The following is a 22,763-nucleotide window of genomic DNA, read 5'->3' as shown; positions in this document are numbered from 1 at the left end:
GATGAGCCCATGCGCCTGATCATCGTCAGCGGCCGTTCCGGCTCGGGCAAGAGCACCGCTCTCGACGTGCTCGAGGACAACGGCTTCTATTGCATCGACAATCTGCCTGCCGGCCTGCTTCCCGAGCTGGCCGAACGGGCGTTGCTGCACACCGAGCTGTTGCACCCGCAAGTCGCGGTGTCGATAGACGCACGCAACCTGCCCAGCCAGCTCAAGCGTTTCTCCGAACTGCTCGACGAAGTGCGCGGCCGCAATATCCGCTGCGATGTCCTGTACCTGGATGCCAGCGAAGAAACGCTGCTCAAGCGCTTTTCGGAGACGCGCAGGCGTCATCCGCTGACCAACGACCAGCGCTCGCTGGCCGAGGCCATGGTCGACGAGACCAAGCTGCTGAGCCCGATCATCGACCGTGCCGACCTCAAGATCGACACCACTCACCTGAATCTCTACCAACTGCGCGACACCCTCAAGCTGCGCCTGCTCAACCAGCCGGAGCCGGGCACCGCCTACCTGATCGAGTCCTTCGGTTTCAAACGGGGGATGCCAGTGGATGCGGACCTGGTGTTCGACGTGCGCTGCCTGCCCAACCCCTACTGGAAGCCCGAGCTGCGTGACTTCACGGGCCTCGAACAGCCGGTGGAGGAATACCTCGCAGCCCAGGAGGACGTCCAGGACATGTACCAGGACATCTTCGCCTACCTGCACAAATGGCTGCCGCGCTTCGCTGCCAGCAATCGCTCCTACGTCACCGTTGCGATCGGCTGCACCGGTGGCCATCATCGTTCGGTGTATCTCGCCAACCGCCTGGGCCACGCCCTCAAACCGCTGCTGAAGAACGTTCAGATCCGCCACCGCGACCTCAGTTAAGGAATTGCCGCGATGCCCGCCCGTGAAATCACCATCATCAACAAACTCGGCCTGCATGCGCGTGCCGCCGCCAAGTTCGTCGGAGTCGCAGGGCGCTTTCCCTGCCAGGTGAAAATCGGGCGCAGCGTCGACAGCCTGGTGGACGGCAAGAGCATCATGGCGGTGATGATGCTCGCCGCCGGCAAGGGCACCACCGTGCATCTGGCGACCGAGGGCGAACGGGAAGAGGAAGCCCTGCAGGCGCTGATCGACTTGATCAACAACTACTTCGACGAAGGCGAGTAACCGCTCTCAGACGCTCAGGGCATTGCCCAGAACCAGCATCAGCACGAACCCCGATGCGAACCCCAGCGAGGCTGGCGGCACGTCAGCGCGCCGATACAGCTTGGGAATGATCTCGCGCAGCACCACGAAGAGCATCGCTCCCGCGGCCATCGCCAGCCCCCAGGGCAGCAGCTGCAACGACGCACCGGCCAGCCAGGCCGAAAGCACGGCGAACAGCGGCTCTACCAACCCGGACGCCGCACCGCAGAAGACCGCCTTGTAGCGCGACATGCCCGCCCCGGCCAGCACCAAGGCAATGATCAGCCCCTCGGGCACGTCCTGCAACGCAATCCCCAGCGTCAAACCGTCGGCATTCGCCAGATTGGCTGCAGCCGCCACGCCGACCGCCATGCCCTCCGGCACGTTGTGCAACACGATGGCGATGACGAACAGCCAGACGCTCGACCCGACGCCCTGATTTACCCGCGCTCGCGATGTACGGGACAACCCGTGGCCCAGCCCCCATAAGGCGCCAGCACCCAGTACCACTGCCGCGGCGACCAGCAATGAGCCCTGACTGCTGGTCAGGCCCTGCTCGTCAGCCAGCTGAAAAGCCGGCGGCAGTAGTGAGAAAAGACTGGCAGCGAGCATCATGCCCCCGCCCAAACCCAGCATGGCCGTGTACGAACGTGCCGAAATGCTGCGCATGAAAATGACCGGCAAGGCGCCCAGAGCCGTGCCAAGAGCGCACAGCATGCCACCTTGCCAGGCATACCACAGAGCCGGCGAAAGCCGGCTCTGCAAACCACTCCAGACCTTGAGGGCGAGAATGGTCCCGCCGCCAACGAGCAGCATCAGGCCCAGTGCATAGCGAAAGGAACGGCCATTGGCCGCAATCAACTCGTGCAGCGGGCTCATAGGCACACTCGATGTGGGCTCATGGGCATGCGATCAGGCCAGAGCGGCCTGATAGCGGCGTGCGACTTCGGCCCAATCGATGACGTTGTAGAACGCACCGATGTATTCGGGACGACGGTTCTGATAACGCAGGTAGTAGGCATGCTCCCACACGTCCAGACCGAGGATCGGCGTGTTGCCGTTCATCAGCGGGCTGTCCTGGTTACCGGTGCTCTCGACCACCAGTTTCTTCTGCGGCGTCACGCTGAGCCAGGCCCAGCCACTGCCGAAGCGGGTCAGTGCGGCTTTGGTGAAGGCTTCCTTGAAAGCCTCCAGACCACCCAGCTGGCTGTCGATGGCAGTTTTCAGTTCGCCTTGAGGCTCGCCACCACCGCTGGTGCTCATCACGGTCCAGAACAGCGAGTGGTTGGCATGTCCACCACCGTTGTTGATCACCGCAGCGCGCTTGTCTTCCGGCACGTCCTTGAGGCGAGTCAGCAGCTCTTCGACCGGCAGCTCGCCGAGCGAGTTGCCTTCCAGGGCAGCGTTGAGGTTGTTGACGTAGGTCTGGTGGTGCTTGCTGTGATGGATTTCCATGGTTTGCGCATCGATGTGCGGCTCCAGGGCATCGTAGGCGTAAGGCAGAGCAGGCAGGCTATACGGCATGGTTTTCACTCCTCTAATGGTACTGACGAACGACAGACGCTGGGCGTTCTGCCGGTGAAGCATCGCCAGGCGCATGGGCGCCCAACAATCGATCCGTACGGGGGTAGGCCCCGTGCTCGGCGACAAAGTTCAACAGACTGGTGTAGGTTCGGCCGCTGTGATTGAGTGCGGCCTGGCGCAAGGACGGCGACAGATGCTCACTGTCCATGCAGCGCAACAGGTGTTCATGGCAGGCACAGAGGTGCTCCGCGGAGCCTTCCGGATGACCGATCATCAGTTGCAGATCGGCCAGGTTGTGCTGAGAAACGACGAAAGCCGCCACCGCAGCATCGGCATCCCGCCAGCGCTCGAACAGCACTTGAGCAAGCGCCAGCGCTTGCAGATACTGTTCCCGCGCCTCGACCCAGGAACCCTCGGCGAAGTAGCGGTTACCCGCCTGGATGAGTCGCTTCCACTGCTCCATGGATTGCCTCCTCGCCCTGAGACGAAAATGCGCAGGCCAGATGACCTGCGCGGCGGTTTCAACGATTACAGACCACCTTCGGTAAGGCGTTCCGGGTTGAGCAACTGCTCCAGTTCGGCACGCCCCAGATCGGTCATTTCCTCGGCCACGTCGATGATCGGCCGGCCTTCGCGATACGCCTTCTTGGCGATTTCCGCCGCCTTCTGATAACCGATCAGCGGGTTCAGCGCCGTTACCAGAATCGGGTTGCGGCCTAGTGCTTCCTTGAGCTTCGGCTCGTTGACCTTGAAGCTGGCGATGGCACGATCCGCCAGCAGGCGGCTGGCATTGGCCAGCAACTCGATGCTGCCGAGCAGATTGTGAGCGATCACCGGCAACATCACGTTCAGCTCGAAATTCCCGGACTGCCCCGCCACCGCGATGGTGGTGTCATTGCCGATGACCTGAGCCGCGACCATGGCGGTGGCTTCCGGGATCACCGGATTGACCTTGCCCGGCATGATCGAGGAACCAGGCTGCAGCGCTTCGAGTTCGATCTCACTGAGGCCGGCCAGTGGGCCGGAGTTCATCCAGCGCAGATCGTTGGCGATCTTCATCAACGACACTGCCGTGGTCTTCAGTTGCCCGGACAGCGCCACCGCTGTGTCCTGAGAGCCGATCAGCGCGAAGAAGTTGGTGCCGGGGGTGAATTGCCGACCTGTCAGCGCATTGAGCTCCTGACAGAATAGTTCGGAAAATCGCGGATGCGCGTTGATGCCGGTACCGACCGCTGTACCACCCTGGGCCAGGGCCTGGAGGGCGGGCAGCAGGCTGGTGAGCAGCTGGATATTGCCCTGGATTTGCTGCGCCCAGCCATCGAGCACCTGGCTCATGCGCACCGGCATGGCATCCATCAGGTGCGTACGACCGGTCTTCACGAAGGGCTGCACCTCGAGAGACTTCTCGCAGAGCACCTTGAGCAGGTGACCGAGCGCCGGCAGCAGATTCTCGCTGACCTCGATGGCGGCACTGACATGGATGGTGGTGGGGATGATGTCGTTGCTGCTCTGACCACAGTTGACGTGATCGTTGGGGTTCACCGGCTCGCCGAGAATGCCCGTGGCCAGGGTGGCGATCACTTCGTTGGCATTCATGTTGGAGCTGGTGCCGGAACCGGTCTGGAACACATCCACCGGGAAGTGACGCATGAAATCCTCGGCCAGCAGTTGCTGGCACGCTGAAACGATGGCATCGCCCTGGGCAGGCAGGATCTGCTCCAGATCCACGTTGGCGCGGGCAGCGGCGGCCTTGGCCAGTACCAGCGCACGAATGAACGCCTTGGGCATGGCCAGCCCCGATACCGGGAAATTGTTGACCGCACGCTGGGTCTGGGCACCGTAGAGGGCCTCGGCGGGGACGGCCAGTTCGCCCATGCTGTCGCGTTCTATCCGGGTGTTACTCATAGGGATTTCCTTCTGCCAATTCGGACATCGAAAGAGAGGGCTGCATGCGCAAGGTGGCCAGACGGTTGCGAACGCGATTCAGACTGTGTTGCTGATCGCGATTGGTCGCCAGGTGCTGCAGCGCGTAGAGGGAGCGGTAGGCGTGATCGAGGCAGACACTGCGCCAGTGCCAGGGCAGCGCCGTATCGCAGGCGGTATCCATGAGCAGATTCAGGGTGGTCAGCGACATCCGCCAGGGGCACAGACGGCCATGCTCGACCAGTTGTCGCCCCTGTGCCCAGTGCAACTCGAGCAGCCTTGGTTCATCGGGAAGCAGCCCGCAACGGATCCGAAAACCCAGCCAGTACCAACAATCCAGGCAGGGCGTATTGCTCGAGCGAAATCTCATGGCTCACCTTTTAAAAGCTAATAATATTAATTCCTATATAGAAAGAATAATCAATACCGAATTGATGTGAAGCGCCATTGGTCTCGTCGCGCAGCACCGCGGCTGCGCCCAATGGCAAAGATGCAGAAAGAGAAAATGGCCGAACGGCCGGCAATACGCCGCCATCTGCGTTCAGTATTAGGGAAACAGAGTGAAAAGACGGGCACCACCACATTGCGTGGCTAGCCAGAGTCCGCTGACGTTTTCAGGGGTGGCAACGAAAACGTCAGCGCCTCGACGATCGGGCGCCTGCAGCGCCCACTCGAATCAACTGCCCGCGACGGTCATCTTCTCGATAAGCACCGAGCCCGTACGGATATTGCTGCGCAGCTCCAGATCGCTGCCGACCGCGACGATCTGCTTGAGCATGTCACGCAGGTTGCCGGCAATGGTCACCTCCTGCACGGCGAACTGGATCTCGCCATTCTCCACCCAGTAGCCGCCCGCGCCGCGGGAGTAGTCGCCGGTGACCATGTTCAGACCGTGGCCCATCAACTCGGTGACCAGCAGCCCACGGCCCATGCGCTTGATCAGCGCCTGCTGATCTTCATCGCCATGGCTGACGAACAGGTTGTGTACCCCTCCGGCGTTGGCGGTGCTGGGCATACCCAGTTTGCGCCCGGCGTAGGTGCCCAGAATGTAGGAGACCAGCCTGCCGCCCTCCACGAAAGGTTTCGCATAGGTGGCCAGGCCATCGCCGTCGAATGCCGCACTGCCCATGGCACGGGGAATGTGCGGGCGCTCGTCGAGGTTCAGCCAGGAGGGAAACAGTTGCTCGCCCAGGGTTCCTTCGAGGAACGATGACTTGCGATACAGTGCGCCGCCGGAGATCGCCCCGAGAAAGCTGCCGAACAGGCCGGTGGCCAGTTCCGCGGAGAACAGCACGGGCACTTCGCAGGTTGGCACCGGGCGGGCACCGAGGCGGCTGACCGCTCGCTGGGCGGCGCGACGCCCGATGCTCGCGGCATCGGCGAGCAGCTCGCCCTGACGGTTCACGTCATACCAGTAGTCGCGCTGCATCTGCCCGTCGCTTTCGGCGATCATCACGCAACTGAGGCTATGCCGGGTGCTGGCGTAGCCGCCGATGAAGCCGTGGCTGTTGCCGTATACACGGCAACCCTGGTGAGTTCCCAGGCTGGTGCCATCGGCATTGCGAATGCGTGGATCGGCGTCGAATGCCGCCGCTTCGCAGACCAGCGCACGCTCGATCGCTTGCTCCGGCGTGATGTCCCAGGCGTGGTACAGATCCAGCTGCGGCAGATCGCGAGCCATCAGCGCAGCGTCGGCAAGACCGGCGCTCTCGTCTTCGGATGCATGCCTGGCGATGGCCAGGGCCGCCGCCACGGTTTCGCGGATCGCTGCCTCGCCGGTGGCCGAGGTGCTGGCCGAGCCCTTGCGCTGGCCGAGGTAAAGGGTGATGCCGAAGCCCTGATCGCGATTGAACTCGACGGTTTCCACCTCACGCTGGCGCACGCTGGTGGACAGCCCCTGCTCCACCGATACCGCCACTTCGCAGGCACTTGCGCCCTGCTTCTTCGCCTCGGCGAGAATCTGTTCGACCTGCGCCTGAAGGCCCGGTAGTGCACCCGGCCCGACTACTTCCACTTCACTCATAACGACTCCTGAACGATAGCCGCAGCGGCAACGACTCTGGTCGCGCATACGGCAAGAAACTTGCTGCTATCATGGCGGCGTTTCCCATTGGATCACCGCAAAATGTCTGATTACCTCGACGACTTCTCCGGCGAGAAGAGCAAAACCCAGGTCAAGCGTGAGTTCCACGCGTTACAGGAGCTAGGCCAGCGTCTGGCAGGCCTCAAGCCTGATCTGCAGAACAAGCTACCGCTTACCGATGGCCTGCGCCGTGCTCTGGAAGAATCGCCAAAGCACACCGCCAATGCGGCAAAAAAACGCCACATGCAGTTCATCGGCAAGCTGATGCGCGATCAGGACATCGAAGCGATCCTGACGCTCCTCGATCAGCTGGACGCCTCCACGCGCCAGTACAACGAGCGCTTCCACAACCTCGAACGCTGGCGTGATCGTCTGATCGCCGGCAACGACGAAGTGCTCGAAAAATTCGTCGTCGAGTACCCCGAAGCCGACCGCCAACACCTGCGTGCGCTGATCCGCCATGCCCAGCATGAAGCGGCTCAGGAAAAGGCTCCCGCCTCGTCACGCAAGATCTTCAAGTACATCCGCGATCTCGACGAAACCCAGCGCGGGCTGCGTTAAGACAGCAGCAGGCCACACGCCGCAAGCCACGAGCGCTGGATATCGCGCAGCGTGGCTCGAGGCCGGTAGCGGTTTCACGCGCCGGTTCCGCCGACCGTGATCGCATCGATCTTCAGCGTCGGCTGGCCCACGCCAACCGGTACCGACTGGCCGTCCTTGCCACAGGTGCCGACGCCACTGTCGAGCGCCAGGTCGTTGCCGACCATGGACACCTTGCTCATGGCTTCCGGGCCGTTGCCAATCAGGGTCGCACCCTTGACCGGAGCGGTAATCTTGCCGTCCTCGATCAGGTACGCCTCGCTGGTCGAGAACACGAACTTGCCGCTGGTGATGTCGACCTGACCACCGCCCAGGTTGGCGCAATAGATGCCCTTCTTCACCGAACGGATGATCTCCTCGGGGTCGCTCTCGCCGGCCAGCATGTAGGTATTGGTCATGCGAGGCATCGGCAGGTGCGCATAGGACTCGCGACGGCCGTTGCCGGTACGTGCCACACCCATCAGTCGAGCATTGAGCTTGTCCTGCATGTAGCCCTTGAGCACACCGTTCTCGATCAGCGTGGTGCACTGGGTAGGCGTGCCTTCGTCGTCCATGCTCAATGAGCCGCGGCGCTGCGCCAGGGTGCCGTCATCGACGATGGTGCACAGCTTGGAAGCCACCTGCTGGCCGATCTTGCCGCTGTAGTTGGAGCTGCCCTTGCGGTTGAAGTCCCCCTCCAGACCGTGGCCGACCGCCTCGTGCAGCAGTACGCCGGACCAGCCGGCGCCCATCACCACCGGCAAGGTGCCAGCCGGAGCGGCAACCGCTTCGAGGTTGACCAACGCCTGACGCAGCGCTTCACGGGCGTAGCCCATGGCACGGTCCTCATTGAGGAAATAACTGTAGTCCGTTCGCCCGCCGCCGCCATGCCCGCCACGCTCGCGACGACCGTTCTGCTCGACGATCACGCTGACGTTGAAACGCACCAACGGGCGAATGTCGGCGCCCAGGCTGCCGTCGGTAGCGGCGACCAGAATGCGATCCCAGACACCGGCGAGGCTCACCGTCACCTGTTTGATACGCGGGTCCAGCGTACGGGTAGCCACATCGACACGCTTGAGCAGCTCCACCTTCTGAGCGCGGTCCAGGACATCCAGCGGGTTCTCCGGCGCGTACAACGGCGTTACCTGGGTCGCGGCAAAGGCCTGCACGCGGCCCTGTTGCCCGGCGCGGGCAATGGAACGGGCCGCGCGGGCGGCCTGGCTCAAGGCATCGGGGGTGATCGCATTGCTATAGGCAAAGCCGGTCTTCTCGCCGGACTGGGCGCGCACGCCGACGCCCTGATCGAGATTGAAACTGCCCTCCTTGACGATGCCATCTTCCAGCACCCAGGTTTCGGACACCTGGGTCTGGAAGTACAGGTCGGCGGCATCGATGCCAGGGCCGGCCAGTTCGCCGAGTACCCCCGGCAAATGCTCCAGGGTCAGCCCGCCAGGGCTCAGCATCTGCTCGCTGACGGTCAACAACATGTCGCTCATAACGTCTCCACATCAGGCTGCCGCGGCTGCGCCGCAGCGAAAAATCGTTTGTGTCGCACTACCGGCATGCGCTCGCGGATAGCGGCCTGCTCGGTGATATCGCGCTCGGCCAGCAACGCAGCCTCGCCATCCGCCCGTTCCGCCAGCTTGCGTCCCCAGGGGTCGATGATGGCCGCGTGGCCATAGGTTTCCCGACCGCCAGGATGAACGCCGCCCTGAGCTGCCGCCAGCAGGTAGCACTGGGTTTCGATTGCACGTGCGCGGATCAGTACATCCCAGTGGGCGGCACCTGTGACCCGGGTGAACGCCGACGGCGCACTGATCAGCTCGGCACCCGCTTCACGCAGGGCCCCATAGAGTTCAGGAAAGCGCAGGTCATAGCATACGGTCAAACCCAGACGCCCAACGGGTGTATCGGCGACCACCAGCTGCTCGCCGTGGGCGTAATCGTCCGACTCGCGATAGCTGCCACGGCTGTCGCTGACATCCACGTCGAACAGGTGCAGCTTGTCGTAACGGGCGACGGTTTGCCCCTGATCGTCGAGCAGCAGCGAGCAGGCTCTTGGCTTGCCATTCGGCTGGCTGGCCGGCGGCAACGGCAGGGTGCCGGCCACTATCCATAAGTTGAGGTCACGTGCCGTGCGTTTCAACCAGGGCAGCACAGGGCCCTGACCGCTGGCTTCCAGACGCCCCAGGTCGGCGGCATCGCGCCGCCCGAGGGCCGAGAAGTTTTCCGGCAGCACCGCCAGGCGCGCGCCGCTGGAGGCCGCTTCTTCGAGCAGGCGACGGGCCTGCAGCAGGTTGGCGGCGATATCGTCCTGGCTGACCATCTGGATCACGGCGAAAGACATGCTGGCCTCCAGGGTCAGTTGGGTTTCTCGAACGGTTTGTCGAAGGTCAATTGCGGATCGTGCAGGGTGCCCTTGACGTCGTACTGCACGCTGGCGAAACGCGCCACGCGGTCACCGAGCAGCTTGTCGGCGATGAACAGGGCCCCCCCAATGGCAGGAGCGCCGACGATCAGCGCGGCCAGCGGCAGGTTGTTGGTGACCGGCAGGGTCACCAGCAACTTGGCATCGATGCCCTGGTCGATCATGTTCAGGGTGCCATTCAATTCCAGATTGCTCGACGGGCCCGTCATGGTGATCGGCTCCTGAGTGACGAACACGCCATCCGTTGCATTCAGATTGCCTTTCACCCGGTCATAACTCAGGCCCTTGCCGAGCAGATCGGAGAAGTCCAGGCGCAGACGGCGGCCAATGGAATTGAAATTGAGCAGGCCGAACACCCGCAGCGCCGACGCCGAGCCCTGCACGTCGACGAACTGGCCCTTGCGCAGCGCCGCATCGAGGCTGCCCGAATAACGCTTGAGGCTGAACCAGGCCGGTGAGCCGGGCCAGTGCCCATCGGCGTCCAGACGGAAACTCTCGCTGGTCGCCGAGGGGGCGTAGCCCCAGGCCTTGAGGACTTCGGAGAGCTTTTCGCCCTGCATGCGCCCCTTGTACCAGCTGCGCGTCTGCCCCGGCACGCCCTGCCAGCCGATGGCACCGCCAAGGCGTAATCCCTTGAGGTTGATATCCAGATCGCTGAACTGCACGCCCTGGGCATCCGGACGGGCTTTCAACGACCAGGCGCCCATGTCGTCTTCACCCTGGAACACATGGGCGACGCGCAGATCCAGCGCCGGAATCTGCCGCGGATCGAAATCAGCCAACGGGTCCGGCGCCTCGGGCTCCGGCGCATCAGCGGTTTTCGGCTTGGCGGCAGGCAGACGCACATATTCCAGATCGGCGACGATAGGCCGACCACTGGCCTCGAACAGGTCGACACGGCCCTTGGCCAGCGCACTGTCCACACTCAGCGACCAGCCGCCATCGATGGGCCGGAAGCCGACGTCGAGATCGTCGAGCTTCTGACCAAGCCCCTCGAAACGGCCAATGCGCAGTTCGGCATCGGTAAACAGTTGTTGGGCATCCTGACGCGAAGTCTGCTCGTAGGGTTTGATGGCCTCTTGCCAAGCCGCCAGGTTCACTTCCGCTACCCGACCGCGAACCCGCACGCCACGCGCGGTTGGCAGGATCGCCGGGCCGTCGCCCAGGCGCAGCTCGCCACGGCTCTGGTTGAACTGCCCGGGCGGCGCTGCCAGGGTAAAGCTGGCGACATTGGCGTAATCGAGCCAGTAGCGCTGCTCGCCACTGCCAAACGTCATGCGCCAGTCGGCGTAGCGTTCCTCGCTGGCGGTTTTGCCGAACGGCGCAGGCAGGCCGATGCTCAGGCCCTTGAGGTTGGAGTCGACACGCAGTTGGCTGTCCGCCCCCTCGAGACTCAGGCGCAAGCGATACGGCACATTTCCCTGGGCAGGCAACGGCTGCTTGACACCCAGCCAGCCAGTGAGATTGGCCAGGGGAATGATGCCATTGGCCTCGATGCGGCTGCGCGAATGACCGGGCCGGCCATCGGCAATGGCCTTGCCGGTCACCGCATGGCCCAGCGCGCGGGCACTGATCGAGGGTGCGCTAAGGCCCTTGCTGGTGTCGAAACGAAAGTCTCCGGTCACGTCGCTCAGCTCCAGCGCCGGCTTGCTGATTTTCAGCGACGCCTTGTCGGCACTGAAGTCGACGACCACGTTGGCCTGTTCGCCCTTGTGCAGCGGGATATCCAGATCAAGCGCGCCACTCAGGGCACCTGTGCCTTTCCAACCGGCGAAGGTATCGGCAACCCCGAGGGGCGTTTCCTGAAGGATCTTCAAGCCATCGCCGACACTGCTCTGCAGCTTGCCCTTGAGCTTGAGGTGCGGTGTTTCTCCAGCCTCGACATGAGGGATGTCGGCATAGGCCTCACGCACCTGGCTGTCGAGGATACGTCCTTCGGAGACGCGCACCCGAACGCCACTGTCCTCGATCAGCACCTGACCACGGGCATCGTGCAGCGCTGGCCAACCGGGCTGGAAGGCCAGCTCGGCGTCCTGCACCGCGAAGAACAGGCTGATGCTGCGCACGGCAGGATCCGGGTTGCGGTTGATCGACCCCTGGTACTGGAAATAGCCTTCTTCCACCTTGCCACCGCGAATCGCGGTTTTCAGCCACTCGTCCAGGGCCGGACTGAGCACTGGCGTCGGCAGGTACTTCTCGGTGAACCGCGCATCGCCGTCACGCATGCCGACACGCAGATCCATGTAGTCCTCGCGCTCGGGATCCTTGAGCATGCGAATCAGGAAATCGCCGGCGATCTTGCCCTCCTCGCCTTCCACCTGCAGGTACGGCGCGCGCAGGGTGAAGCCCTGATCGTCGAGCGTCCAGGTCAGCCGGCCCTTGGCTTGCTGGTACTTCCAGGCTTTTGGGAACAGGGTGGTGAGGTGCAGTGAGAAATCTTCGCTGTCGACCTTCAGCTCGCCCTGGCCCAGATCGCCGGTGATGCTGCCGCTGCCATTCTCGACGGCAGGCGAGGCGTGCCAGGCGGAAAAGCCGACACGCTCCAGATTGGCTGAGAACTGCAGGCGCTCCGGCCCTTCGAACTCGGGGCGGAAGCTGGCATTGAGGTTGCGCAAGGCACCATGGGGCTTGAGGGTCTGCAGCAGGTCCAGGGCAGCTTCCGGCATCGGTGCCAGGCCCTCCACCAAAGGCACCAGGGGCCCGACGTCGAGGCGATCGGCGCTCAGACTCCAGCGCTGCGACTGCTCGCCACTGGCCGCCTGATGGCCGAGGGCAATACGCGCCTCGCCCCAGCGGTCGTCGCCACGGCTGAAGGCGAAGTCGTCGAGCAACAGATCGAAGTCGCCCTCGTTGCGCTCGAAATAAGCATTCAGGGACAGGTCGTTCAGTGCCACGGCCTTGCGCTCGCCATAACGCCCTGCCAACTGCGGGGCGTGCAGGCGGGTGACGGCACGTTGCAGGTTGCGCTTGTCCCAGAGCCCCCACGCCTCGCCACCGAGTTGCAAGTGATCGAGGTGCCACTCGCGGGTCAGGGCTGGCGGCAGCCAGGTGGCCCAGTCGCTCTGCGGTGCACTGAGGTAGAACTCGGCGCGCATGTCCTGCCAGTGCTCGGCCTGCATGCGCGTACGCACCTGCAGGGCGAGTGGCTGACCGTCCGGCAGTTGCACACGGGCATCCAGACGCTGGCGAGAGCTGCCATTACTCAGGCTCAGGTTGATGGCGGTAAGGCTGAAGGGTTTCAGACCCTGAGCCTGAACGCTCACCTGGCTGTCGAAGAGCGCAATGCGGCTGACCATCTGCGACTGGCGCAGCACCTTGGCGATGTCCAGCGGGGGTTGATTCTGCCGCTGAGGCAGACCTTCCACGCGCCATGCGCCCTGCGCGTCCTGGCGCAGCGTCAGGTTCAGGCCGTCGAGTTGCAGCTCGGCGATACGCGGCTGCCAGGCCATCAGACTGCCAAGCAGGTCGGGCACCACCCGCACATGCTCAAGAGCCAGGCCCTGATCACCCTCGCCAAGGCGAAGATCGCGCACCGTCAGCAATGGCGAGAAACCGCTCCAGTGACCTTCGAGTGCGCCAATGGTGACCGGCAAGCCCAGTGCCTGGGTGGCTTGGGCTTGCGCCTCTTCCCGGTACTCGGCGACCAGCGGCACCAGCTGACGACCGAGGCTCACGTAAAAGGCGGCCAGCACCAAACCCAGGGCGCACAGCCCCAGACTCCAACGCAGCAGCGCGGCGAAGGCCAGCCCCAGCCGCTCCATTCAGTTCACGCCCCGGCCCGGCCGGGCCCCGTTATAGCAGCACCACATCGTATTGTTCCTGGGAGTACATGGTTTCGACCTGGAACTTGATGGTTCGTCCAATGAATGCTTCGAGGTCGGCGACGTTGCCCGACTCCTCGTCGAGCAGGCGGTCGACCACTTTCTGGTTGGCCAGCACGCGATAGCCTTCTGGCTGGTAGGCGCGGGCCTCGCGAAGGATCTCGCGGAAGATCTCGTAACAGGTGGTTTCCGCCGTCTTCAGTTTGCCGCGGCCCTGACAGTGACTGCACGGCTCGCACAGCACCTGCTCGAGGCTCTCCCGGGTGCGCTTGCGGGTCATCTGCACCAGGCCGAGCTCGGTGATGCCGATGATGTTGGTCTTGGCGTGATCTCGCTCCAGCTGCTTTTCCAGGGTGCGCAGCACCTGGCGCTGATGCTCTTCGTCCTCCATGTCGATGAAGTCGATGATGATGATCCCGCCCAGGTTGCGCAGGCGCAGTTGCCGGGCGATGGCGGTGGCCGCCTCGAGGTTGGTCTTGAAAATGGTTTCTTCGAGCGTGCGATGGCCGACGAAGGCGCCGGTATTCACGTCGATGGTGCTCATCGCCTCGGCCGGGTCGATGATCAGATAGCCACCGGACTTGAGCGGCACCTTGCGCTCCAGTGCCTTCTGGATCTCGTCTTCGATGCCATGCAGGTCGAAGATCGGCCGCTCGCCCGGATAATGTTCCAGGCGATCGGAGATCTCCGGCATCAGCTCGGCAACGAACCCGGTGATCTTCTGGAAGGTTTCCCGGGAGTCGACGCGAATCTTCTCGGTACGCGGGCCGACCAGGTCGCGCAGGGTGCGCAGGGCCAGACTGAGGTCTTCGTAGATCACCGAGGGGGTCGGCGCACTCTTCATCTGCTCGCCGATCTGCGCCCACAGGCGGCGCAGGTAACGGATGTCCACGAGGATCTCTTCGGCACGCGCGCCGTCGGCGGCAGTGCGCAGGATGAAGCCACCGGCCTCGGCGATGCCTTCGGCGGCCACGCAGTCGGCGACCACCTGCTTGAGGCGCTCGCGCTCGGATTCGTCTTCGATCTTCAGGGAAATGCCCACGTGACTGGTGCGCGGCATGTACACCAGATAGCGCGAGGGAATGGACAACTGCGTGGTCAGCCGTGCGCCCTTGCTGCCGATGGGGTCCTTGGTGACCTGCACCGTCAGGCTCTGGCCCTCGTGCACCAGCGCGCTGATGGTTTCCACCGCGCTGCCTTCACGGCTGGAAATTTCCGAGGCGTGAATGAACGCCGCCCGCTCCAGGCCGATATCGACGAAGGCTGCCTGCATGCCGGGTAGCACGCGCACGACCTTGCCCTTGTAGATGTTGCCGACGATGCCGCGACGCTGGGTGCGCTCGACGTGCACTTCCTGCAGGACACCGTTTTCCACCACCGCCACGCGCGACTCCATCGGCGTGATGTTGATCAGAATCTCTTCACTCATGCGCCCATCTCTGCTTGAGATGAAGCTGAAAGCAGCGGCAGACTCAGTCGAGCCCGGCCCATCGCGGCCTGCAACCTCTGGGTTATGCGCTGGCAGTCATTGCCAGCACGGAATCGCGAATTCCGCGAGCAGTTCGGCAGTCTCGCACAACGGCAGGCCGACCACCGCTGAATAACTGCCCTGCATCTGGCTGACGAAGACCGCAGCCAACCCTTGAATACCATAACTGCCTGCCTTGTCGCGCGGCTCACCGGTGGCCCAATACGCTTCGATCTGTGTCTGCTCGAGCGCTTTGAAGCGTACGCTGCTGGTCACCACCCGTGCGCTGCTGCGCTCGTCGCTGATCAGCGCGACGGCGGTGAGCACCTGATGCTCACGGCCGGACAAGGCGGTCAGCGTGGCCACCGCATCGTCACGGTCGAGAGGCTTGCCGAGGATGCGCCCATCGAGCACCACTGCGGTATCGGAACCCAGTACCACCGCACCCTCACGCTCGGGCAGGCTATCGAGCACCGCCGCCGCCTTGGCCCGTGCCAGGCGCTCGACGTAGGTCGCCGGCGCCTCGCCAGGCTGCGGCGTTTCATCGATGGGCACGATCCGGGTGGTGAAGGCAACGCCGATCTGCGTCAGCAGCTCACTGCGGCGCGGTGAAGCGGAAGCCAGGTAAAGCGTTGCCATGCAGACGTCTCACAAGCAGGCGCCGCAGCGCGTTTCAGTTGACACCCAGACGACGATGCACTGCACGCAGCAGGGTACAGACCCACGGCCAGAGCAGGGCACTGACCAGCGCGGGCAGTATGAACACCAGAATCGGCGGCCGGTTGCCGGTCAATGCGTTGAGCCACAACTGCACCAGTTGCGCCACGCCGAACACCACCAGCAGCACCATGCTCTGCTGCCACATGGGGAACATGCGCAAACGCTGATGCAGGCTCAGCACCATGAACGTGGTCAACGTGAGGATCAGCGCGTTCTGCCCCAGCAGGGTGCCGTTGAGCACGTCAGCCAGCAGACCGACGCACCAGGCGCTGGTCATGCCGACACGGTGCGGTACGGCCAGCACCCAGTAGGTGAGAAACAGCGCCAGCCAAAGCGGCCGACCGATCTCCATGAAGCGCGGCAGGGTGGACACGCTGAGCAACAGCGCAAGCCCCATGCTGGCCCAGATCACCCAGAGATTGTTCGAGCGAGCAGCGATCATTGGCTGGCCTCCTCACCGTTGGCAGGCGCCGGGCTTGGTTCATCGGCAGGCGGCGTGATGGCCTCGGACGGCATTTCGCCTTCGAGCGCCTTGCGGTCGACCTCTTCCTGGGCTTCGGCCGACTCGGTAGCGCGCTGTTCCGGCGTTCGCGGGTCGGTGAACACCAGCAGCATGTAACGGGTGCGATTGAGGTTGGCGGTCGGCACGGCACGGACGATGGCGAAGGGTTGGCCGGAGTCATGCACCACCTCGGTCACCGTCGCCACCGGGTAACCGGCCGGGAAGCGCTGCCCCAGGCCGGAACTGACCAGCAGATCGCCCTCGCGGATATCCGCGGTATCGGCGACATGACGCAGCTCCAGGCGCTCCGGGTTGCCGGTGCCGGTGGCGATGGCGCGCAGGCCGTTGCGGTTGACCTGCACCGGAATGCTGTGGGTGGTATCGGTGAGCAACAGGACGCGAGAGGTGTACGGCATGACCTCGACCACCTGGCCCATCAGCCCGCGGGCATCGAGCACCGGCTGACCAAGCACGACACCATCCTTCTCGCCCTTGTCGATGAGAATGCGGTGAGTGAAGGGGTTGGGGTCGATACCGATCAGTTCGGTGGCCAGCACCTCGTCATCGACCAGGGCAGACGAATTGAGCAGTTCGCGCAGGCGCACGTTCTGCTCGGTCAACGCGGCCAGCTTCTGCAGGCGACGCTGCATCATCAATTGCTCGGCCTTGAGCTTCTCGTTCTCGGCCGCCAGCTCGTTGCGCGAGCTGAGCTCCTGGGTCGCGCTTTCCCACAGGGTCACCGGGAAACGCCCCAGCCAGTACACCGGCTCGACGATCAGGCCAATCTGGCTGCGTACCGACTGCAGAACGGTCAGGCGAGCATCGACGACCATCAACGCAGACGACAGCACGGCGAACACCAACAGGCGGATACCGAGCGAAGGACCTTTGGCGAATAGCGGCTTTATGGCGATTACCTCGCAGCTAGGGTCTGTTGACGTTTCAGCGCAAGCCGCGTTGCTACCTGGGCACGGACAGCAGCCGATCAGGCTCAGAACGCAGGGAATGGACTAGCCGTCCGTGGTTTTCCCTTGCCAGGTGCTCCGGCAACGCATGGCAGGATACCGCGCTCCCGGAAACATCGCGCCGAAACATCGACGACTGATTTCCGGGAGCTGCATGCGGCGTCCTGACTGCTGCAGCGAAAGGCGTGCGCCTTATTCGGTGGACAACAGATCCATGGTGTGGCGATCCATCATTTCCAGCGCCTTGCCGCCGCCACGGGCGACGCAGGTCAGCGGGTCTTCGGCGACGATCACCGGCAGGCCGGTTTCCTGGGACAGCAGTTTGTCCAGGTCGCGCAGCAGCGCACCGCCACCGGTCAGCACCAGGCCGCGCTCGGCGATATCCGAAGCCAGCTCTGGAGGCGATTGCTCCAGGGCGCTCTTGACCGCCTGAACGATGGTCGCCAGAGATTCCTGCAGCGCCTCGAGCACCTCATTGGAATTGAGGGTAAAGCTGCGCGGCACGCCCTCGGCCAGGTTGCGACCACGTACGTCGACTTCACGCAGTTCGCCACCCGGGTAGGCGGTACCGATTTCCTGCTTGATGCGCTCGGCGGTGGACTCGCCGATCAGGCTGCCGTAGTTGCGGCGTACGTAGGTGATGATGGCTTCGTCGAAACGGTCGCCACCGACCCGTACGGATTCGGCGTAAACCACGCCGTTCAGGGAGATCAGCGCGATTTCGGTGGTACCGCCACCGATATCGACGACCATCGAACCACGGGCTTCTTCGACCGGCAGGCCGGCACCGATGGCAGCGGCCATCGGCTCTTCGATCAGGAACACTTCGCGAGCGCCGGCACCCAGCGCGGATTCACGGATGGCACGGCGCTCGACCTGGGTCGATTTGCACGGCACGCAGATCAGCACGCGCGGCGAAGGCTGCAGGAAGCTGTTCTCGTGAACCTTGTTGATGAAGTACTGAAGCATCTTTTCGCAGACGCTGAAGTCGGCGATCACACCGTCCTTCATCGGACGGATGGCGGCGATATTGCCTGGCGTACGACCAAGCATGCGCTTGGCGTCGGTGCCGACGGCTACAACACTTTTCTGATTGCCATGGGTACGGATGGCGACGACCGACGGCTCGTTCAGGACGATGCCGCGCTCGCGAACATAAATAAGGGTATTGGCAGTGCCCAGGTCAATCGACAGATCGCTGGAAAACATGCCACGCAGTTTTTTGAACATGGGATAGGGACCCTAGGCAACGCGTGGGTAAAGATACAGCGCAAGAAAACACGCAGGTAAAAAAGTGCGGCAAACTCTAACAACGGCAGGGATTTTGAGCAAGGCACCAATATGTTAGATTGCCTGTTTTTCCGCGGCTTTGAGGCATCTTCGACACTGGCGGCGACAGCGGCGAAACCCTGTCATGCGCTACCAGGCTCGCCCCAAGCCACATATCGCCGCCTTTGACCGCCGGCCAGACGCATCCGTTCCCTGCCCCCCGTGCATGGCAACCGCTCATATTTTCACTGGCAGCCCTCTGGTGGCTGCCTTTATAGGAGAACCCGATGGCGCTTGAACGCTCCGAGGTGGAAAAGATCGCACACCTGGCCCGACTGGGCCTGAGTGAAGGCGAACTGCCACACACCACCGCAACCCTGAACAACATTCTCGGCCTGATCGACAGCATGCAGGCGGTCGATACCGACGGCATCGAGCCTCTGGCGCATCCGCTGGAGACCACTCAGCGCCTGCGCGCCGACGCCGTTACCGAAGCGAACCAGCGCGACGCCTATCAGGCCATCGCCCCAGCCGTGGAAAGCGGCCTGTACCTGGTTCCCAAAGTCATCGAGTAAGGAAAGCGCCCTGCCATGCATCAAATGACCCTGGCCGAGATCGCTCGCGCACTCGCCGACAAGCAGTTCTCATCCACCGAGCTGACCCAGAGCCTGCTGACGCGTATCGAACAGCTCGATCCGCAGCTCAACAGCTTCATCACCGTGACCGCCGACCTCGCCCTCGAGCAGGCCAAGGCCGCCGATCAGCGCCGCGCCGCTGGTGAAAACAATTCGCTCCTCGGCGCGCCGATCGCCCACAAGGACCTGTTCTGCACCAAGGGCGTGCTGACCAGCTGTGGCTCGAAGATCCTCACCGGCTTCAAGGCCCCCTACGATGCCACCGTGGTCGAGAAGCTCGCCGCCGCAGGGACCGTGAGCCTGGGCAAGCTGAACATGGACGAGTTCGCCATGGGCTCGGCCAACGAATCCAGCCACTATGGCCCGGTCAAGAACCCCTGGGATCTGACCCGCGTACCTGGCGGCTCGTCGGGTGGCTCGGCCGCCGCGGTGGCTGCACGCCTGCTGCCCGCTGCCACCGGCACCGACACCGGCGGCTCGATCCGCCAGCCGGCCGCGCTGACCAACCTGACCGGCATCAAGCCGACCTACGGTCGCGTTTCGCGCTGGGGCATGATCGCCTACGCCTCGAGCCTCGACCAGGGCGGCCCGCTGGCCCGCACCGCCGAAGACTGCGCCCTGCTGCTCGGCGCCATCGCCGGTTTCGACCCGAAGGATTCGACCAGTGTCGATCAGCCGGTGGATGATTACCTGGCCACCCTCGCCCAGCCCCTGAGCGGCCTGCGCATCGGCCTGCCGAAGGAATACTTCGGCGCCGGCCTCGACGCCCGCATCGGCGAGAAGATCCTGGCCGTGGTCGAGGCGCTGAAAAAGCTCGGCGCCACCGTCAAGGACATCAGCCTGCCGAACCTGCAGCACGCCATTGCGGCCTACTACGTGATCGCTCCGGCGGAAGCCAGCTCCAACCTGTCGCGTTTCGACGGCGTGCGCTTCGGCTACCGCTGCGAAAACCCGAAGGACCTGCAAGACCTGTACAAGCGCTCCCGCGAAGAAGGCTTCGGCGCAGAAGTGAAACGCCGCATCATGGTCGGCACCTACGCGCTGTCCGCTGGCTACTACGACGCCTACTACCTCAAGGCGCAGAAGATCCGCCGCCTGATCAAGAACGACTTCGTCGCCGCCTTCAAGGACGTCGACGTGATCCTTGGCCCGACCACGCCGAACCTGGCCTGGAAACTGGGCGAGAAGAACGCGGATCCGGTGTCGGCCTATCTGGAAGACATCTACACCATCACCGCCAACCTCGCCGGGATCCCGGGCCTGTCGATGCCTGCGGGCTTCGTCGACGGTCTGCCGGTCGGCGTGCAGTTGCTCGGCAACTACTTCCAGGAGGGCCGCCTGCTGAACGTCGCACATCAGTACCAGCAGGTCAGCGACTGGCACAAACAAGCACCGAGCGGCTTCTGAGGAAGGATCAAGATATGCAATGGGAAACAGTGATCGGGCTCGAGATCCACGCTCAGCTCAGCACTCAATCGAAGATTTTCTCGGCCAGCGCCACCACCTTCGGCGCCGAGCCCAATACCCAGGCCAGCCTGGTCGACCTCGGCATGCCCGGCACCCTGCCGGTGCTCAACGCCGAAGCCGTGCGCATGGCCTGCCAGTTCGGCCTGGCCATCGACGCCGAGATCGCCGAGCGTAACGTCTTCGCCCGCAAGAACTACTTCTACCCGGACCTGCCGAAGGGCTACCAGACCAGCCAGATGGACCACCCCATCGTCGGCAAGGGCTTCCTCGACATCACCCTGGAAGACGGTACCGTCAAGCGCATCGGCATCACCCGCGCGCACCTGGAAGAAGATGCCGGCAAGAGCCTGCACGAAGACTTCCAGGGCATGAGTGGCATCGACCTAAACCGTGCCGGCACACCGCTGCTGGAAATCGTCTCCGAACCGGACATCCGCTCCGCCAAGGAAGCGGTGGCCTACGTCAAGGCGATCCACGCCCTGGTGCGCTACCTCGGCATCTGCGACGGCAATATGGCCGAAGGTTCGCTGCGCTGCGACTGCAACGTGTCGGTACGCCCGAAAGGCCAGGCCGAGTTCGGCACCCGTCGCGAGATTAAAAACGTCAACTCTTTCAAATTTATTGAGCGCGCGATCAATACCGAGATCGAGTGGCAGATCGACGAAATAGAGTCCGGCAACAAAATCGTGCAGGAAACCGTTCTGTATGACGTAGCAGCCAACAAAACCAAGTCCATGCGCAGCAAGGAAGAAGCCAACGACTACCGTTACTTCCCCTGCCCTGACCTGCTGCCGGTGGTGATCGAGCAGAGCTTCCTCGACGACCTGCGCGGCAAGCTGCCCGAGCTGCCGCCGCAAAAACGCGAGCGCTTCGAAAGCCAATATGCGCTGTCCACCTACGACGCCAGCGTATTGAGCGCGAGCCGTGAGCTGGCCGACTACTTCGAAGCCGTCGAGAAAACCTGTGGCGACGCCAAGCTGGCGGCCAACTGGGTGATGGGCGAGCTGTCCAGCCTGCTCAACAAGGACAATCTGGAGATCGATCAGTCGCCGGTTTCCGCCGAGCAACTGGGCGGCATGATCCTGCGTATCAAGGACAACACCATCAGCGGCAAGATCGCCAAGATGGTCTTCGAAGCCCTGGCCGCTGGTGAAGGCGCAACGGCGGATGAGGTGATCGAGAAGAAGGGCCTCAAGCAGGTCACCGACTCTGGCGCCATCGAAAAGATGCTCGACGAGGTGCTGGCCGCCAATGCCGAGCAGGTCGAACAGTACCGCGCCAGCGACGAAGCCAAGCGCGGCAAGATGTTCGGCTTCTTCGTCGGTCAGGCCATGAAAGCCTCCAAGGGCAAGGCCAACCCGGGGCAAGTGAACGAACTGCTGAAGAAAAAGCTCGAAGGCTGAGCGATTTGAAAACGCCGGGGTTGCCCGGCGTTTTTGTGTCTGCCGTATGGGAAATGGAGAAGAGCAATGCGTCGATTATCGGTTCTGCTGGTGCTGTTCAGCCTGCTCGCCGGCTGTAGCAGCTTTGGAGGCGGTGTACCCGGTGACTACCGCGCTGACGGCAAGGCCTCGTATTACGGCAAGGCGCACCACGGCAACAGGACCGCCAGCGGCGAACGCTTCGACCAGAACGCCATGACCGCCGCCCATCGCACGCTGCCCTTCGGCACCCGGGTCAGGGTCACCAACCTCAACAACGACCGCAGCGTGGTGGTGCGCATCAACGACCGCGGCCCTTTCTCGCGTGGGCGCATCATCGATGTGTCGCGCAAGGCGGCGGAGTCGCTGGACATGATCCGCTCCGGCGTAGTGCCGGTCAGGGTTGAAAGCCTCAAGTGAAAACAGCCGCCACGGGCTCCGCAGGCTCGTCGCCCGCGGCGCGAACGGTTGCGGCCATGCCGTGATTTTCCCCCGGCCTGCGGGGTCGCGGCTACAGGATCGCGTGGGCCCTCAGATCCGTGGGAGCCCCGACCTCGGGGCGAATCGATAGCAGCCATCCTGCAGAAACCGCGGTATGACCACCATTCGCCGCGGGGTCGCGGCTCCTACGCTAATGCGGCATTTCCGCCGACCGTAGGAGCGTCGCCCCCGGCGCGAAAACGATTGCGGCCACTCCGCAACACTCCAACGCTACCACCATTCGCCGCGAGGTCGCGGCCCCCACACGAATGCGGCATTTCCGCCGATCGTAGGAGCGTCGCCCC

21 protein-coding genes are annotated in these 22,763 nt (G+C 63.5%); 7 read left to right on the top strand and 14 right to left on the bottom strand.

The genetic code is table 11. The features are described 5' to 3' along the window. Positions 1–9 precede the first annotated feature (9 nt). Both rapZ and QRN22_RS21290 read left to right on the top strand, forming a co-directional pair. Complete coding sequence (rapZ, locus tag QRN22_RS21295; protein ID WP_042554807.1) at positions 10–867, top strand: RNase adapter RapZ; 858 nt, start codon at positions 10–12, stop codon at positions 865–867. 12 nt (positions 868–879) lie between these two features. After that, positions 880–1,152 carry an HPr family phosphocarrier protein gene (locus tag QRN22_RS21290; protein ID WP_042554806.1) on the top strand — a complete coding sequence of 91 codons (273 nt, stop codon included), beginning with the start codon at positions 880–882 and terminating at the stop codon, positions 1,150–1,152. A 6-nt stretch (positions 1,153–1,158) separates the two neighbouring features. Here the strand turns inward: QRN22_RS21290 and QRN22_RS21285 are convergent, their stop codons facing one another. From QRN22_RS21285 to pmbA, 6 genes are all read right to left on the bottom strand, one after another. Continuing rightward, positions 1,159–2,049, bottom strand: coding sequence for a ZIP family metal transporter (locus tag QRN22_RS21285; protein ID WP_042554805.1), 891 nt, complete (start codon positions 2,047–2,049; stop codon positions 1,159–1,161). 33 nt (positions 2,050–2,082) lie between these two features. Beyond that, on the bottom strand, positions 2,083–2,694 hold the full coding sequence (locus tag QRN22_RS21280) for a superoxide dismutase (protein WP_042554804.1): 612 nt from the start codon (positions 2,692–2,694) through the stop codon (positions 2,083–2,085). Positions 2,695–2,707: 13 nt separating this feature from the next. Continuing rightward, the gene (locus QRN22_RS21275; RefSeq protein WP_042554803.1) at positions 2,708–3,157 is read right to left on the bottom strand and encodes a DUF2753 family protein; all 450 of its coding nucleotides are present in this window, start codon (positions 3,155–3,157) and stop codon (positions 2,708–2,710) included. A 65-nt stretch (positions 3,158–3,222) separates the two neighbouring features. Then, positions 3,223–4,599: a class II fumarate hydratase gene (locus QRN22_RS21270; protein WP_042554802.1), complete on the bottom strand. Its 1,377-nt coding sequence runs from the start codon at positions 4,597–4,599 to the stop codon at positions 3,223–3,225. After that, entirely contained in the window at positions 4,592–4,987 is a 396-nt protein-coding gene (locus QRN22_RS21265; RefSeq protein ID WP_231570190.1) for a FagA protein, read from the bottom strand. Before QRN22_RS21265 ends, QRN22_RS21270 begins: the two co-directional genes overlap by 8 nt. A gap of 306 nt (positions 4,988–5,293) precedes the next feature. Continuing rightward, a complete protein-coding gene (gene pmbA / locus QRN22_RS21260; protein WP_042554800.1) occupies positions 5,294–6,640 on the bottom strand; it encodes a metalloprotease PmbA in 1,347 nt (448 codons plus the stop codon). Positions 6,641–6,742: 102 nt separating this feature from the next. On the opposite strand from pmbA, the gene yjgA reads away from it, so the two are divergent. Next, on the top strand, positions 6,743–7,261 hold the full coding sequence (yjgA, locus tag QRN22_RS21255; RefSeq protein WP_042554799.1) for a ribosome biogenesis factor YjgA: 519 nt from the start codon (positions 6,743–6,745) through the stop codon (positions 7,259–7,261). A 74-nt stretch (positions 7,262–7,335) separates the two neighbouring features. Here yjgA and tldD read toward each other — a convergent pair whose 3' ends face one another. From tldD to mreB, 8 genes are all read right to left on the bottom strand, one after another. Beyond that, on the bottom strand, positions 7,336–8,778 hold the full coding sequence (gene tldD, locus QRN22_RS21250; protein ID WP_042554798.1) for a metalloprotease TldD: 1,443 nt from the start codon (positions 8,776–8,778) through the stop codon (positions 7,336–7,338). Continuing rightward, complete coding sequence (locus tag QRN22_RS21245; protein WP_042554797.1) at positions 8,775–9,629, bottom strand: carbon-nitrogen hydrolase family protein; 855 nt, start codon at positions 9,627–9,629, stop codon at positions 8,775–8,777. Before QRN22_RS21245 ends, tldD begins: the two co-directional genes overlap by 4 nt. 14 nt (positions 9,630–9,643) lie before the next feature. Further along, complete coding sequence (locus QRN22_RS21240; RefSeq protein WP_042554796.1) at positions 9,644–13,471, bottom strand: YhdP family protein; 3,828 nt, start codon at positions 13,469–13,471, stop codon at positions 9,644–9,646. Between the two features lie 31 nt (positions 13,472–13,502). Then, positions 13,503–14,960 (bottom strand): ribonuclease G, encoded by a 1,458-nt coding sequence (rng, locus tag QRN22_RS21235; protein WP_042554795.1) that lies wholly within the window; start codon positions 14,958–14,960, stop codon positions 13,503–13,505. Between the two features lie 96 nt (positions 14,961–15,056). Next, a complete protein-coding gene (locus QRN22_RS21230) occupies positions 15,057–15,638 on the bottom strand; it encodes a Maf family protein (protein WP_042554794.1) in 582 nt (193 codons plus the stop codon). Positions 15,639–15,672: 34 nt separating this feature from the next. Further along, a complete protein-coding gene (mreD, locus tag QRN22_RS21225) occupies positions 15,673–16,161 on the bottom strand; it encodes a rod shape-determining protein MreD (protein WP_042554793.1) in 489 nt (162 codons plus the stop codon). Next, positions 16,158–17,093 carry a rod shape-determining protein MreC gene (mreC, locus tag QRN22_RS21220; protein WP_042554792.1) on the bottom strand — a complete coding sequence of 312 codons (936 nt, stop codon included), beginning with the start codon at positions 17,091–17,093 and terminating at the stop codon, positions 16,158–16,160. Before mreC ends, mreD begins: the two co-directional genes overlap by 4 nt. A gap of 285 nt (positions 17,094–17,378) precedes the next feature. Beyond that, the gene (mreB, locus tag QRN22_RS21215; protein ID WP_042554791.1) at positions 17,379–18,416 is read right to left on the bottom strand and encodes a rod shape-determining protein MreB; all 1,038 of its coding nucleotides are present in this window, start codon (positions 18,414–18,416) and stop codon (positions 17,379–17,381) included. A 326-nt stretch (positions 18,417–18,742) separates the two neighbouring features. Here mreB and gatC point away from each other — a divergent pair, with 326 nt between their 5' ends. The 4 genes from gatC (at position 18,743) to QRN22_RS21195 (ending at position 22,398) form a co-directional block, all read left to right on the top strand. After that, on the top strand, positions 18,743–19,030 hold the full coding sequence (gene gatC, locus QRN22_RS21210; protein WP_042554790.1) for an Asp-tRNA(Asn)/Glu-tRNA(Gln) amidotransferase subunit GatC: 288 nt from the start codon (positions 18,743–18,745) through the stop codon (positions 19,028–19,030). Between the two features lie 15 nt (positions 19,031–19,045). Then, entirely contained in the window at positions 19,046–20,497 is a 1,452-nt protein-coding gene (gene gatA, locus QRN22_RS21205) for an Asp-tRNA(Asn)/Glu-tRNA(Gln) amidotransferase subunit GatA (protein WP_042554789.1), read from the top strand. A gap of 14 nt (positions 20,498–20,511) precedes the next feature. After that, on the top strand, positions 20,512–21,960 hold the full coding sequence (gene gatB / locus QRN22_RS21200; RefSeq protein ID WP_042554788.1) for an Asp-tRNA(Asn)/Glu-tRNA(Gln) amidotransferase subunit GatB: 1,449 nt from the start codon (positions 20,512–20,514) through the stop codon (positions 21,958–21,960). Positions 21,961–22,026: 66 nt separating this feature from the next. Then, positions 22,027–22,398, top strand: a complete 372-nt coding sequence (locus tag QRN22_RS21195) for a septal ring lytic transglycosylase RlpA family protein (RefSeq protein WP_042554787.1) — start codon at positions 22,027–22,029, stop codon at positions 22,396–22,398. The last annotated feature ends 365 nt before the right edge of the window (positions 22,399–22,763 follow it).

The organism is Pseudomonas sp. MEJ086 (assembly GCF_030209025.1).
GTDB lineage: Bacteria > Pseudomonadota > Gammaproteobacteria > Pseudomonadales > Pseudomonadaceae > Aquipseudomonas > Aquipseudomonas fulva_A.
This window is presented reverse-complemented; position numbering and strand designations above follow the sequence as displayed.

Coding starts and splice junctions, on each gene's coding strand:
- rapZ (WP_042554807.1), top strand. CDS start 10: ATGCGCCTGATCATCGTCAGCGGCCGTTCCGGCTCGGGCAAGAGCACC.
- QRN22_RS21290 (WP_042554806.1), top strand. CDS start 880: ATGCCCGCCCGTGAAATCACCATCATCAACAAACTCGGCCTGCATGCG.
- QRN22_RS21285 (WP_042554805.1), bottom strand. CDS start 2,049: ATGAGCCCGCTGCACGAGTTGATTGCGGCCAATGGCCGTTCCTTTCGC.
- QRN22_RS21280 (WP_042554804.1), bottom strand. CDS start 2,694: ATGCCGTATAGCCTGCCTGCTCTGCCTTACGCCTACGATGCCCTGGAG.
- QRN22_RS21275 (WP_042554803.1), bottom strand. CDS start 3,157: ATGGAGCAGTGGAAGCGACTCATCCAGGCGGGTAACCGCTACTTCGCC.
- QRN22_RS21270 (WP_042554802.1), bottom strand. CDS start 4,599: ATGAGTAACACCCGGATAGAACGCGACAGCATGGGCGAACTGGCCGTC.
- QRN22_RS21265 (WP_231570190.1), bottom strand. CDS start 4,987: ATGAGATTTCGCTCGAGCAATACGCCCTGCCTGGATTGTTGGTACTGG.
- pmbA (WP_042554800.1), bottom strand. CDS start 6,640: ATGAGTGAAGTGGAAGTAGTCGGGCCGGGTGCACTACCGGGCCTTCAG.
- yjgA (WP_042554799.1), top strand. CDS start 6,743: ATGTCTGATTACCTCGACGACTTCTCCGGCGAGAAGAGCAAAACCCAG.
- tldD (WP_042554798.1), bottom strand. CDS start 8,778: ATGAGCGACATGTTGTTGACCGTCAGCGAGCAGATGCTGAGCCCTGGC.
- QRN22_RS21245 (WP_042554797.1), bottom strand. CDS start 9,629: ATGTCTTTCGCCGTGATCCAGATGGTCAGCCAGGACGATATCGCCGCC.
- QRN22_RS21240 (WP_042554796.1), bottom strand. CDS start 13,471: ATGGAGCGGCTGGGGCTGGCCTTCGCCGCGCTGCTGCGTTGGAGTCTG.
- rng (WP_042554795.1), bottom strand. CDS start 14,960: ATGAGTGAAGAGATTCTGATCAACATCACGCCGATGGAGTCGCGCGTG.
- QRN22_RS21230 (WP_042554794.1), bottom strand. CDS start 15,638: ATGGCAACGCTTTACCTGGCTTCCGCTTCACCGCGCCGCAGTGAGCTG.
- mreD (WP_042554793.1), bottom strand. CDS start 16,161: ATGATCGCTGCTCGCTCGAACAATCTCTGGGTGATCTGGGCCAGCATG.
- mreB (WP_042554791.1), bottom strand. CDS start 18,416: ATGTTCAAAAAACTGCGTGGCATGTTTTCCAGCGATCTGTCGATTGAC.
- gatC (WP_042554790.1), top strand. CDS start 18,743: ATGGCGCTTGAACGCTCCGAGGTGGAAAAGATCGCACACCTGGCCCGA.
- gatA (WP_042554789.1), top strand. CDS start 19,046: ATGCATCAAATGACCCTGGCCGAGATCGCTCGCGCACTCGCCGACAAG.
- gatB (WP_042554788.1), top strand. CDS start 20,512: ATGCAATGGGAAACAGTGATCGGGCTCGAGATCCACGCTCAGCTCAGC.
- QRN22_RS21195 (WP_042554787.1), top strand. CDS start 22,027: ATGCGTCGATTATCGGTTCTGCTGGTGCTGTTCAGCCTGCTCGCCGGC.